The organism is Wolbachia endosymbiont (group A) of Clivina fossor (assembly GCF_964026865.1).
Lineage (GTDB): Bacteria > Pseudomonadota > Alphaproteobacteria > Rickettsiales > Anaplasmataceae > Wolbachia.
On record NZ_OZ034707.1, the window covers coordinates 545,364 to 557,865 of the forward strand.

A 12,502-nucleotide genomic window follows, 5' to 3' on the forward strand; every position below is an offset into this window, starting at 1 on the left:
TAGGGCAGCGCCGGGCGCACAGCTATACGAACATTCATTTTTGAAGGTAAATTGCACAGTAAATGGTGTCATTCCAGTCTGGAATCCAGCCTTTTCATAATCATTAAAACGTTGTATTTTAACATAAAACGGCTACTTTTATACTTAATAAAATTCCTGGATCCCAGTGTCTGGGCACTGGGATGACATCCTTCCTAGTGAAGATTGCTCTCAAATCGCAATGTTCGTACAGTTGTGTGTCTGGGCACTGGATGCGTTTGAAGCAACTTATAAGATTTTTGACTATATATCATCAAGTATAGCGTGATTAACTTCGACTTTATACTTTGATTCCAGATAGCTAATTAATTGCTCTTTTAGCGATATCATCACACGTTTTCCGGTGTCAAGCGTGTTTAATTTACCATTTGATGAATGCATTTCTTTTAGAACACCTATTATAATTTCATTATTGTATTGAATAGGGTCTGTCACTGAACCAGTTGTTTTCATATTGAAAATCTCTTCTACAAAAGAAAAGGGGTAGTTTTGTTGATCCACTTCATTGCGTTGCATCTGCTGACCTTTAACTAATTCCACACCTTGAATTTCTTCCAAATCTGTTTTTTCTCTTAGTTGAACTGCAACCTCTTGCCCAATTTTAAACATTCTTTCTTTTATAAACTCACTACACCAAAGCTCTACCGCTAATGCCCTGCCTTCTTCAAAACTTTGCAATTTGGGTGGAACGATATCAATGATTTTTACACTAACAACAGCGTCCCCAACGCCCTTGAAATAACCTTTCTGATCCTTTTCTCGCGAAAAAATGAAAGAAATCAAATCACTAGAATCTCCTACGTTATTACCGCTTTGATCTTTTCCACTCGCATCTACTGGACCAATAGTTTGTATAGGTAAATTATATTCACTCAATATTTCTTCAATTTCTGAACCATTGTATATCTTATAGTTCACTTGGTTTATGAAATCATTGACTCTTTCAAAAGACTTTTGGTTAGTTAGAACTGACTTTATGTCTTTTTTTAAATCAACTAAGTCTTCATCAGAGATTTGATGCGCACTTTCCACTTTTATTATATGCCAACCAAAACTGCTTGCTAAAACTTCACTTACTTCACCTACTTTGAGAGCAAATACCTTTTCCCTCACGTCTTCTGGTAAAAAATCCTTAGTTATATTATTTACTCTAGTTTCCTCAAGTTTTGCTTTGCCAAACTCTCCTACTATCTGTTCAAAGCTTGTTTTACCCTCCTCAAATGCTCTTCTTGCTGTCTCAGCTTCTTCTTTGGTAGAAAATATTACATTGAATACATCTCTTTGATCTTTTAGTTCCTGTTGTTCTATTATACCATCAACTTCTTCATCTGAGATCTTGATTTGATCTTCAAAATACTTTTGGCCTAGGGAAATATATTGCGCAGTTCGATACTCAGGATAATAAAAATGGGATTTATTTCTTTCGTACAAATCAAGTAATGCTTGATCATCTGGTTCAGGAATGTTTGTAACTGCATCTTCAGTTATTTTAACAATATCAACCACTCTAGTTTGGTAGCGACTTTTGTATATCTGCTCATCAACTCTCTCGCCAAAAGTTACCGGATAATTATCTTTAAATAACGAAGTCATGAACATCATTCCAGGCAGAACTTTCTCTAGCTTTGCTATATACTCTTTCTCTGTCATATGCAGGTCATTTAGCGTTTCATGGAATTTATTTTTGTCAAATTCGCCTTTATCATTTTGAAAGTATTTGGTATTTTTAATATGGTTTTTTATAGACTCTTCTCCAACTGTCAACCCCAGCTCACTAATTAGGTTAAACAATAGTTTTTGCTCTATAAGTGCGTTAAGCAAATCATATTTCAGCTTTTTTACTTGTTCTCTACTCGCATCAGATCCAGAAATTTGCTTTTCATAATTTTGATATAGTGATTTATACTCATCTGACGTTATAACTTCTTTTCCAACCCTAGCTACCTCTTCTTTTTCATCATCACCTGATAAAAGGTTGCCAATTCCCATGAAGACTAATAAGCAAGCTAAAAGGACAACGGTTACTTTAGTGAAAAAATTTTTAACATTCATTTTAAACTCAGTTAATTAATGGTTAATTATAGAATAGTGATAATTTAATTCTTGTAAACCTGTTGCTTTATTAGCCAATATATATAATATTACAATATATTAACTTAAAATTTAACTCTTTTCTTAAATAGAAACATATGTTTGACTGAGTTATACTATACCTTAAGAAGGGAAAATATTTTTTTGAATCGTTTGAAATATGCTTAAACGTAAGCGCATTTAATTAACTTAAGAGGTGGGAAGTGACAAACAAAAAGTCATTGAATGACAAAATTAATGCTTTTTTAGTTTTAATAGCTTATATTTTAGCTCTGTATAACAGTAAGGGATACTTTAAATGGGAGATGCTTTTTTGATGTCAATGGAATCTTCTAAGGGCAATAACGATAGAAATAAACAGTTTCTAATGCAAATAGCTGCTTGGTTAGTAGACAACACTGGTTTAACTTTTAATCAAATAGCACAATGCTGTAGGTTGGCCCTTGAAGAAGTACAAGACATAGCTGATGAGGAAATAGAAGTTGAAAAATATAACCCTATTATTTCTGGGGTAATTACTGAAAAAGAAATCGATGATTGCAAAAAAAATTCAAACCGTGTACCAAATTTGATTATAAAAAATATAAAAAAAAGGAGTAAAGCGATTGGTAGCATTCTTGGCTTTGCCTCTACGGCAAGGCGTAGAGATAAACCTGATGCGATTTATTATTTAGTAAAAAAATTTCCTATCTTGGATAATAACGTTATAGCTAAATTAATTAGTACAACAAATTACACAGTTGAGCAAGTAAGAGATGGATCTCATTATAACATCCAAAATATAAAACCCCAAGATCCTGTACTACTTGGCTTATGTAGTCAAGAAAATTTAGAAGCAGAAGTGGAAAAAGCAAAAGTAGAAGAAGAGAAGCAAGAAAGGTTAAAAAATATAAAGAATAGCTATTGAAAATCCTCAAATTTTTGTGCTTTGTTAACATTAAATTAACTTGACTTGCTAGTGTTTATTAGTATAATGTAAGTAAAGTACGGGGTTTAATAATAATTAAGCTTAATACGCACTAAAACTAGCTCAGCCTAATTTATTATCTTATAGTCACATTTTAGGTTAGTAAGCATCAATTAAAATTTTTGGAGGATTATGACAACAATCAATGAAGATGTTTTGGCAAAAGGAAAGGTTACAGCTCAACCTGAAAAAAGTGAGCAAATTCACAATAACGATACAGTAAAACAGATGGTCAATGAAGGTACTGAGAAAAACAGAAAAACATTAGATCTGAGCGAATTAAAAGAGAAAACAGCAGAAGAATTGTTAGAGTTAGCTGAAGAAAGAAAAATTTCAACTAACGGTAAAAGCAATGGTAGAATGCTAAAGCAGGAAATGATATTCAGCTTAATGAAGAAAATGAGCGAAGAAGGAGGCATAACCACAGGGAGTGGAATAGTGGAAATATTGCCTGATGGTTTTGGTTTCTTACGTTCAGCAAGTGCAAATTATGCCCCAAGTACCGATGATGTTTATATTTCTAACGGGCAAATAAAGAAGTTTAATTTACGTACAGGAGATATGGCATGTGGAGAAATAAGGCCACCTGGTGATAAAGAAAGATATTTTACTTTAACTAAGGTTCAAAGTATAAACTCTACTGAAGTCAGTGAATTAAGAAAGTACGTCCATTTTGATAATTTGCTTCCTCTTTATCCTGAGGAAAGCATAGTACTTGAGTGTAATAGTGGTGATGATAAAAAAGGCTTAAGCATGCGTGCTATAGATATAGTAGCTCCTCTTGGAAAAGGGCAAAGAGCGTTAGTAGTTGCTCCACCTCGCACAGGAAAAACTGTATTGCTTCAGCAAATGGCTAACTCTATAGCTATAAATCACCCTGAAATAGAATTAATAGTGTTACTTATAGATGAAAGACCTGAAGAAGTAACAGATATGATACGTTCTGTAAAAGGTGAGGTAGTGAGTTCTACGTTTGATGAGCCTGCTTACCGTCACGTACAGCTTGCTGAAATAGTAATAGAAAAAGCTAAAAGAATGGTTGAGCATAAAAAAGATGTGGTAATCCTACTTGACAATATTACTAGACTTGCACGTGCTTATAACGCTGTTATTCCTTCGTCTGGGAAAGTTCTAACTGGTGGTGTGGATTCAAATGCACTGCAGAGACCCAAGCGTTTTTTTGGAGCGGCTCGTAATATTGAAAATGGTGGTTCTTTGACAATCATCGCTACAGCTCTTATAGACACTGGTTCAAAAATGGATGAGGTTATTTTTGAAGAGTTTAAAGGTACAGGAAACGCTGAGATTATACTTGATAGAAAACTTTCTGATAAACGTATATTTCCAGCTATTGACATTACAAAATCCGGAACAAGGAAGGAAGAGCTATTAGTTGATAAGGCTATACTAAATAAAATATGGGTGTTGCGTAGAATACTCAATCCTATGGGATCTGTTGAAGCAATGGAATTTTTACGTGACAAACTACTTTTAACAAAGAGCAATGCTGACTTTTTTAACTCCATGAATCACTAAAAGTAAGCCAGTTATGATGGATATGCTGAGCAAAAAGTAAAACGCTTTTATAGTTAAAATAATTGTATCCGTTCAGGCAATGGCGAACTTAGGGAGCGTTAAATAAACTATACGCGTCAAGTTAAGAAGCAAAGGTAAGAAAATTCAATGAACTTAAGGTGGATACTCTAGTCTTTCTATATCTGTCTTTCACAGAAAATTGTGACCAGTTTGTGGTAAGTTTTTTCAGGAAAATTCTCAAATTATTAATTTTGCTGCTTAACGCTAAAAACAAGTAACCGTTCACGGATTGTGAGAATGAATAAAGAACTAAGCAGTCGTAACTTTTGGAAGGGATTTTGGCCATTGAGACGTGATGTCAAAAATATCGACAACATTCTTCCACGAACCTTTCCCCACGTTCCAACCAGGTGAAAAAGCTGTTTTTACGATAGCCGTCTAATTTGCCGTTCTGCAAGGTTGTTGATTGACTTCAGGCTTTCGTAAAAACTTCCACACCATATCCTCGGCCTTAACATCTTAATGGCCATTCTCAAACCATTCTCGTCATTTCATGAAAAAACCCTTCTTTCGCATTAGTTGTGTAGCATCTTTTAATATTAACAAGGCCTATAATAGTGCAGCACTGCCTTACGTATTGCCAATCCAAATTCTACTTGCTGTAAAATAACACAATCTGCTACATCGCTGCTAATCTCAATCCCTCTATTTATTGGCCCTGGGTGCATAACAATCGCATCTGGTTTTGCGTATGATAGCTTTTGTGAATCAAGTCCATACAAATGAAAATATTCTTTCTCTGAAGGAACAAAACAACTATTATTCATGCGCTCTTTCTGCAGTCTTAAAAGCATGATTACATCAGCATCCTTTATACCTTCAATTAATGAATAATGGACTGAATCTACTTCAGGAAAATGCTTACAAATCAAAGTTGGTGGTGCGACCAAGCTTATCTCTGCTCCAAACATTTTTAGCAACCTTATATTTGACCTTGCAACTCTGCTGTGCAGAATATCTCCACATATCACAACTTTGAGATCCTTTATTTGCTTTTTATGACTGCTGATTACAAGATAATCTGCAAGAGCTTGAGTTGGGTGTTCACTGCTTCCATCGCCTGCGTTGATTAGCGAGCAGCTAACATTCTTAGCCAGCATATTAACAATACCGCTATTTTTTTGCCTGATTATTATATAGTCAGGATTCATTGCATTTAATGTTTTGATCATGTCTTTTAGATCTTCTCCCTTGTTAATAGAAGAAGATCTTATTGGCAAAGTTACAACATTTGCTCCAAGGCTTTTTGCTGCTATTTCAAAAGACGCAAGTGTACGCGTTGAATCTTCAAAGAATAAATTTATTACTGTCTTATTTTCCAAGATATGACTATTTGCAGCTTCTTTTTTAAGGTACTGGTTAGCCAACTTAGTTATATTTTCTACATCATCGACTGTAAGGTCTGAGATGTTTAACAAATTCCTTCTCTTGTGCATAGTTTCCTTTTCAACTACTTGAACCTATTCTACTTTCTTATTATTGTTTTTCAATAGACCTCTTGTGCAGCAATTGTTTTGGTGAAAGAACAGAAAAAGATAGTAAAGTCAAAATTAAGTTAGAAGGAAGAAAAAGTTCAGCGAGTCAAGAGTAAGGTACATTAGCATAAATCTTTCATCCCAGTGTTCAGTGGCACTGGGGATTACTTCCACTTACACTCATCCGCTATCATAACAGCCTCAAGAAGATGCTTCTCAAGTTCACTTAGAGGTAAATCACTTTGTGGATAATTTCCCCAAGACTTTAGTATATCGGAAGTTTCAACGCCTTCAATAACAGGGTATTCTTGGTTTTTTTTAGCGTATAGCTCTTGAGCCTGCTTGCTTACTAAAAATTCCAATAAGACTATAGCATTTTCCCTGTTTTTTGCGTTTTTTGTTACTGCTGCACCACTGATGTTTACCATTACGCCGTGATCATTGCGATTAGGAAAAAAAGCCCCTAGCTTGTCTATAACATTCTTTTTATTTTCTGATGAAAGAATTCTTGCAAAGTAATAACTATTTACTATTGCAACATCTCCTTCACCAGCAGCTACAGCATAAATTTGGTCAGTATCACCACCACTTGGTTTTCTTGCCATATTACTCACAATTCCACTTACCCATTCTTTCGTCTTTTCAAAACCATTATTTGCAATCATAAAAGCAATCAATGACCGGTTATATGGACTTGTAGAAGAACGCACTAATATTTTTCCTTTCCATTTTTTATTTGCTAAATCTTCATAAGTACTTAAGTTTTTAGGATTTACTGACTCTTTATTATAAACCAATATTCTGGTTCTTTTTGTAAGGCCAAACCAATAATCTTCACTATCTCTAAATTTTGCAGGTATAACACTTTTTAAAATCTCTGAATCCACTTGAGATAAAAGCCCTCTTTTTTTTGCCAAAATCAGGTTCACTGCATCTGCAGTTAAAAGTAAGTCAGCTTCACCGCCATTTTCCATGCGTGAAAGTAGCTGAGAATAATCATCAATGATGTAACGTACTTTAATGCCTGTATTTTTTGTAAATTCATCAAATAAAGTACGTACTAATTCTTCTTTGCGCGATGAATAGACATTCACTACTTGTGAATTGTCAGTTCCGCTGTTTTTATACAAAAAAGTAATGACTATTAATACAACTGCTATTAAGGATGTGAATATAAAGGCTTTTTTCATATTGGATAAAAAATAACTTCTTTCAGTTAAAGATACTCAAATAGCGCAATCTTAGCAAGTGTAAAATTCGTTAGATGTAGCTAATATAATTTGGATTTACCGAAGTCAATGTATGAAATAATCGAAATTGTCATTCCAGCGCATGACGCTAGGCCATAAAACCTACTTGACAAACTTCGCCAGCCCCCTTATCATGAAACTGAAGGTATTCAGTTATCTTCATCTGTGCAGATTAAACAGCAAAAAAACAACGTAGTTGGCGTCTTATTTTTAATTTTTTGCACTATGTGCACCTTATGTCTTCACAACATTTCTAGGTTTTTACCTACACAAGCTGAAACGCGCTTATAAGTCGTTTAAGACAGTATAGTACGCCAATTTGCAGGATTAGAGAGTGACAACTAGCTAACACGGGATTTCTTTTGCCTTTTTTTCTGCTTAGTAAATTTCTTAAACATTTGAACTAAGGTGAGCTGCACTTAAAAGCAGCTAAATTGCAGTGTTTAAGACTTAAAAAAACGCCAATACAGAAAATAGACAATGACCAGGGCCTCTTTTGCCTTTTTTTTCGTTTGGTAAATTTCTTAATGTTTATAGCTAAACGACAACCGTCATCCCGCTACGTGTTAGCGGGATCTATGTTAAGAGATACCGCGGCGGTATGACGTAGGGCTACAGGTGTCATCCCAGTGCCCAGACACTGGAATCCAGAAAACTTAACTTTAAATAAGTGGCTGCATGATAAAGACTAGATCCCAGTGTCACGCACTGGGATGACAAAAAAGAGGCACTGGGATGACATCATAGGGGCGCTGGGATGACACCCTGACAATCGTCATCCCGCTACTTGTTAGCGGGATCTGGAGATAAGACTCCGCCAACAATATTGCAATAAACCTGAAACTTGAGAAGACTATTTCTCGAAAGCTTCTACAAAAAGAACGGAGAGTTGAATTTATTTATAGAGCTAATGATCAAATAACCATATGTCTCGATGAATAATATATGGTAGAGCTCATGGGCAACAAAAAATTAATAGTTCGGATTAGTTGTAGTTATGAAGTAAATCGATTAGCAGAGTTGTATCTATTAGATGCATATGAAAAATTAGTGTTAAGTAAACCAATAAAAGCGAGCAAAAAGGAAGAAAACTCTGAATATAAGAAAGTAGATTTGAGGACGGTAAAATGGTAACAGTTAGTTTATATGCAAGAGTTTCTTCAGGTAGGCAAGCACAAGAAGATACAATAGCAAGCCAAATTGCTGCTATAGAGAATCAAATTAGTATGGATGGACATAAATTATTAAATGAATATAAATTTATTGATAATGGTTATAGTGGTTCTAACATAATCCGTCCTGGTTTGGAAAAATTACGTGATAAAATAGCAGAAGGTAACATTGATAAGGTTTATATTCATTCTCCTGATCGTTTATCTCGTAAGTATGCATATCAGATGATATTACTTGAAGAGTTTAAGAAATTAGGAGTGGAAGTCATTTTTTTAAATTATCAAATTAGCGATAATCCAGAATCTCAATTACTATTACAAATGCAAGGTATGATAGCAGAATACGAACGTGCAAAAATCATGGAACGAAGTCGTCGAGGAAAGATTTATGCAGCAAATAAGGGTTGTATAAGTGTAATGAGTGCTGCTCCTTATGGCTATCGTTATATAAACAAAAATACAGAAACAGGACAGGCCTTATTTGAGATTTATGAAGAAGAAGCTGAAGTTGTTCGTAAAGTATTTTCTTTGGTAGGAAGAGAAAGAGCCAGTATAGGAGAAGTATGTCGTAGGCTAAGTGCTATGTCCATTATGACGAGAACTGGAAAAGAGTATTGGGATAGGGCTGTAGTTTTGAGTATGTTAAAAAACTCTGCTTATAAAGGACAAGCAGCTTTTGGTAAAACAAGGTTTGGCGTAAAACTAAAACATATAAGACCGAAAAAAAACTCCTGCGAGCATCCAAAAGATAATTATTCTACTTATCCTGTTCCAAAAGAGGATTGGATTTATATTAAAGTACCTAGTATAGTAAGCGAAGATTTATTTGAAATCGTTCAAGAACAATTAGCTGAGAATAGAAAAATAGCAAGAACAAGACAAAGAGGAGCAAGACATTTATTGCAAGGTTTAGTAGTATGTAAGCTTTGCAATTATGCATATTATGGTACTAGCACTGCAAGGAATAAGGAGGGGAAAAAAACTAATAATCAGGTATATTATCGTTGTGTTGGCACGGATTCATACCGTTTTGGCGGTAATAAAATGTGTAACAACAAATTAATTCGTACAGATACATTAGACATGGCTGTGTGGGAAGAGGTGAAACATCTATTAAAAAATCCGAATAGAATATTAGAGGAGTATAAACGTAGACTTTCAGAACTTACCACTAGATCAAAAAAGCGCTTTGCTTGAAACACAAGAAGATAAATTAAAACGAGGTATTGCAAGGTTAATTGATAGTTATACTCAAGAATATATTGATCAAGAAGAATTTGAGCCAAGAATTAAAGCAATGAAACAAAACTTAAAAATGGTTGAAGAACAAAAGAAAAAGATATTTGATCAGAAAAAACTCACACAAGAGTTAACTCTAGTAGTAACAAATTTAGAGGGGTTTTCCTCTAGTATTAACTCAAGTCTTAATAATGCAGACTGGCTAACTAAACGTGATATTATTAGAACGTTAGTTAAGCGAATTGAGATTAATTTTGAGGATGTAAACATCGTGTTTAGAGTAAAAGAGCTTCCAGACTCTTTTCATATGGAGAAAAATCAATGCTTGCAATGTTGTTGTAGGGGTAACCGCGGCGGTATGACGTAGGATTGCTGTCATCCCGCTACGTGTTAGCGGCTGAGATACCGCGGCGGTATAGTAACTCGTCATCCCGCTACGTGTTAGCGGCTAAGAGATACCGCGGCGGTATGACGGTTCGTGGCGGTATGACGTAGGGCTACAGGTGTCATCCCAGTGCCCAGACACTGGAATCCAGAAAACTTAACTTTAAATAAGTGGCTGCATGATAAAGACTAGATCCCAGTGTCACGCACTGGGATGACATTATTAGGAGCACTGGGATGACAGCTACCCTGACAACCGTCATCCCGCTACTTGTTAGCGGGATCTCTTGTTAGCGGCTGAGATACCACGAATGAATCGCGGTATGACGGTCTGCGGCGGAATGACGATAATCTCGTCATCCCGCTACTTGTTAGCGGGATCTATGCTAAGGAGATACCGCGGCGGTATGACGGTTCGTGGCGGTATATTCGTCATCCCGCTACGTGTTAGCGGCTAAGAGATACCGCGGCGGTATGACGTATTACTTATTATAGCTATAGTTCTACATGAATTACAAAAGTAATATTTACTAGATCTTAATATTTTAGATCTATATTTTAATAAATAATGAGCTGTAATTAGTATGAATGATCCATTTAAAAGTGAGAACTATAAAAAAAATCTCGACTCCTTGATAGAAGCTATAAAGCTGAAAAATATTGGTGAACAATATAATAAAACAGTGAGAGATTTATCCCAGACATTAGAGAGTTTTACAGATAAGGCAGAAGATGTAGCTAAGTTTGTTATATGTAGTGACTTGAATAATTATATAGAACCGGTGAACAAAAAGCCATCAGGTTTTTTTGGAATATTCAAGGAAACATTTAATAAAATCTTGGGAAAAGATGCTTCAATTCAGGATAACGATATAAGAAATTTTGCTAATAATAAATTGCCCAGTCTTGCTGAAAAAATAACATTCGAATACCTAAATGTTTTAAAGAAAATTTCAGATTTAGAGCAAAGTAAAAAAAATCAGGAGGAACATAGATTGTATGGAGTGAACTTAGAGGATAGAACAGCGTCAAAGCAAGAAGAAAATCCTTTATATGAGCAGAGAGAAGATTTAGGCTATGGAAGTTCATTAAATGAAGAGCATGAATATGAAGACATATCACATTATCAAGAGAAAAAGCAAAAGGAAAATCCTTTATATGAGCAGAGAGAAGATTTAGGCTATGGAAGTTCATTAAATGAAGAGCATGAATATGAAGACATATCACATTATCAAGAGAAGAAGAGTAAAATTTTAATAGAAAATTCGCAGAGTTCAAAATCGCCCAAAGAAGAGCCAATTTATGCAACAGTTTCTAAAGAACATATAGAAGCAAAAAGAGAACGTAAGCAGAAACAACAACCTCAATCCCTCGTACTACCAAAACCACCAAGAGCATCGCAAGTGCCAAAAAAGTTTACTACTGGTCAAGAAGTTAGACAAGAATCGAACGTGGTAGTCAAAGATAAACCTGCAGTACCGCCAAAGCCTAAAAATCTAAGCCGTGCTGATCAAAAAGTAAGCACAGAGCCAAAAGTAGTAGAAGTAATTCTTAAAAAATCAGCTGAAAGTAAACCTACAGTACCACTAAAATCTGAAAATCAAGACAATAGGAAATCAGCACAAAAAGCTGCTGGTAAGGCGATACCAAAAGTAGCAGCAGCTACTATGAAAGGAGGAGCTAATCGCGAGATGGGCAGTAAAGTAAAGGCATTAAAAGAAAAATTTGAGCAAAATCAAGCAAAAGGAAATGCTAATGTACGGCTTGCTGAAAGCAAAACTACCCCAGCAGCACAAGCGGATATCGGTGTGAAGAAAAAACAATCTCATTCATTTCTAACAGAGAATAAAAGATCTGCAACGAAACACATAACAGCAAAATCTGATCCAAAATCTCATGTCAGCAAAAATCCTCCTTCCACACAAGTAAGTGTTAAGGAAATGGTTGCACAAATTGAGAAAGGAAAAGGAGGAAGATAGTAACATTTGGGAAAAAAACATATGGTCAAGTCAAGAGATTGTGAGCAAACTTAGGAAGTTATAGCTAAACTGACTGTATCTGTTCAGAGGAGTGGCTAATGTGCAAATATTGAAGCAAAGTGCGTGACTCACAGCTGTACGAACATTGCAATATGGCACATAGTAAACGATGTCATCCCAGTGCCCAGACACTGGGATCCAGTTTTCCATATAATCTCATCGAAAATGTTGTAATCACTTTCTGTGCTAGTTTGCTTGTGAACAAGCAAACTTTTCTGGTTCCCAGTGTCAAGCACTGGGATGACATCAT

Annotated in this window: 9 protein-coding genes and 2 pseudogenes; 6 read left to right on the top strand and 5 right to left on the bottom strand. The window is 35.3% G+C overall.

Annotated elements, in window-relative coordinates:
* Positions 1–282 precede the first annotated feature (282 nt).
* Positions 283–2,094: pseudogene (locus AAGD99_RS02880) on the bottom strand (SurA N-terminal domain-containing protein); the annotation flags it as partial.
* Between the two features lie 334 nt (positions 2,095–2,428).
* Here AAGD99_RS02880 and AAGD99_RS02885 point away from each other — a divergent pair.
* The gene (locus tag AAGD99_RS02885; RefSeq protein ID WP_341822541.1) at positions 2,429–3,037 is read left to right on the top strand and encodes a cell cycle transcriptional regulator TrcR; all 609 of its coding nucleotides are present in this window, start codon (positions 2,429–2,431) and stop codon (positions 3,035–3,037) included.
* Positions 3,038–3,229: 192 nt separating this feature from the next.
* Positions 3,230–4,633 carry a transcription termination factor Rho gene (gene rho, locus AAGD99_RS02890; protein ID WP_264328936.1) on the top strand — a complete coding sequence of 468 codons (1,404 nt, stop codon included), beginning with the start codon at positions 3,230–3,232 and terminating at the stop codon, positions 4,631–4,633.
* A gap of 121 nt (positions 4,634–4,754) precedes the next feature.
* On the opposite strand, the pseudogene AAGD99_RS02895 reads toward rho, so the two are convergent.
* From AAGD99_RS02895 to AAGD99_RS02905, 3 genes and pseudogenes are all read right to left on the bottom strand, one after another.
* Positions 4,755–4,907, bottom strand: a pseudogene (locus tag AAGD99_RS02895) (IS4 family transposase); the annotation flags it as partial.
* A gap of 325 nt (positions 4,908–5,232) precedes the next feature.
* Complete coding sequence (locus tag AAGD99_RS02900; protein WP_253307260.1) at positions 5,233–6,129, bottom strand: aspartate carbamoyltransferase catalytic subunit; 897 nt, start codon at positions 6,127–6,129, stop codon at positions 5,233–5,235.
* Positions 6,130–6,332: 203 nt separating this feature from the next.
* Positions 6,333–7,358 (bottom strand): extracellular solute-binding protein, encoded by a 1,026-nt coding sequence (locus AAGD99_RS02905; RefSeq protein ID WP_341822542.1) that lies wholly within the window; start codon positions 7,356–7,358, stop codon positions 6,333–6,335.
* Positions 7,359–8,375: 1,017 nt separating this feature from the next.
* Here AAGD99_RS02905 and AAGD99_RS02910 point away from each other — a divergent pair.
* From AAGD99_RS02910 to AAGD99_RS02925, 4 genes are all read left to right on the top strand, one after another.
* Positions 8,376–8,552 carry a hypothetical protein gene (locus tag AAGD99_RS02910; protein WP_182319925.1) on the top strand — a complete coding sequence of 59 codons (177 nt, stop codon included), beginning with the start codon at positions 8,376–8,378 and terminating at the stop codon, positions 8,550–8,552.
* Complete coding sequence (locus AAGD99_RS02915) at positions 8,546–9,787, top strand: recombinase family protein (protein ID WP_341822336.1); 1,242 nt, start codon at positions 8,546–8,548, stop codon at positions 9,785–9,787. The genes AAGD99_RS02910 and AAGD99_RS02915 overlap by 7 nt, the downstream gene beginning before the upstream one ends.
* Complete coding sequence (locus AAGD99_RS02920; RefSeq protein WP_341822543.1) at positions 9,780–10,196, top strand: hypothetical protein; 417 nt, start codon at positions 9,780–9,782, stop codon at positions 10,194–10,196. The genes AAGD99_RS02915 and AAGD99_RS02920 overlap by 8 nt, the downstream gene beginning before the upstream one ends.
* Positions 10,197–10,797: 601 nt before the next feature.
* Positions 10,798–12,192, top strand: a complete 1,395-nt coding sequence (locus AAGD99_RS02925) for a hypothetical protein (RefSeq protein WP_341822544.1) — start codon at positions 10,798–10,800, stop codon at positions 12,190–12,192.
* A 128-nt stretch (positions 12,193–12,320) separates the two neighbouring features.
* On the opposite strand, the gene AAGD99_RS02930 is transcribed toward AAGD99_RS02925, so the two are convergent.
* Positions 12,321–12,488 carry a hypothetical protein gene (locus AAGD99_RS02930; protein ID WP_187297384.1) on the bottom strand — a complete coding sequence of 56 codons (168 nt, stop codon included), beginning with the start codon at positions 12,486–12,488 and terminating at the stop codon, positions 12,321–12,323.
* Between the last annotated feature and the right edge of the window lie 14 nt (positions 12,489–12,502).

Bases quoted from the DNA above. Each gene is read 5' to 3' on its own strand.
- AAGD99_RS02905 (WP_341822542.1), bottom strand. From the start codon at position 7,358: ATGAAAAAAGCCTTTATATTCACATCCTTAATAGCAGTTGTATTAATA.
- AAGD99_RS02885 (WP_341822541.1), top strand. From the start codon at position 2,429: ATGGGAGATGCTTTTTTGATGTCAATGGAATCTTCTAAGGGCAATAAC.
- rho (WP_264328936.1), top strand. From the start codon at position 3,230: ATGACAACAATCAATGAAGATGTTTTGGCAAAAGGAAAGGTTACAGCT.
- AAGD99_RS02915 (WP_341822336.1), top strand. From the start codon at position 8,546: ATGGTAACAGTTAGTTTATATGCAAGAGTTTCTTCAGGTAGGCAAGCA.
- AAGD99_RS02910 (WP_182319925.1), top strand. From the start codon at position 8,376: ATGGGCAACAAAAAATTAATAGTTCGGATTAGTTGTAGTTATGAAGTA.
- AAGD99_RS02900 (WP_253307260.1), bottom strand. From the start codon at position 6,129: ATGCACAAGAGAAGGAATTTGTTAAACATCTCAGACCTTACAGTCGAT.
- AAGD99_RS02925 (WP_341822544.1), top strand. From the start codon at position 10,798: ATGAATGATCCATTTAAAAGTGAGAACTATAAAAAAAATCTCGACTCC.